The organism is Clostridium sp. HBUAS56017 (assembly GCF_007115085.1).
GTDB lineage: Bacteria > Bacillota > Clostridia > Clostridiales > Clostridiaceae > Clostridium > Clostridium cibarium.
Genome location: NZ_SULK01000083.1, coordinates 1 through 302, shown reverse-complemented (window position 1 = coordinate 302; position 302 = coordinate 1). Strand labels below are relative to the sequence as shown.

At 26.8% G+C, this 302-nt stretch carries 1 protein-coding gene; it reads left to right on the top strand.

All coding sequences use genetic code 11. The features are described 5' to 3' along the window. Positions 1 to 41 precede the first annotated feature (41 nt). The coding region (locus FAY47_RS19990) for a hypothetical protein (RefSeq protein ID WP_143318657.1) at positions 42 to 302 on the top strand (261 nt) is incomplete at its 3' end.

The window sequence follows — 302 nt, the reverse complement described above, 5'->3', positions numbered from 1 at the left end:
TTAGTGTGAGAGCAAGCTAATTATATATGGGAGGAAGTAAGTTGGATGCAAAGGATGAAATTATAAATGAGTCTAGGAAATATGATGGGTATATAAGAAAGGTTGATACTACAATAAATTATTTAAATAAAATGAATAGTTCTGTTGGAAATAATTTTCAAGGAAAAAGCAAGAACGAAATTGTAAATAGAATTAGAAATTTGATAAAAGACTGCAAGAAATTAAGTGATGGATTAGATGGAATGAAAAAAAGCCTAAATAATTTATCAAAGGATATAGCAATGGAAGAAAAGAAAAAGAAA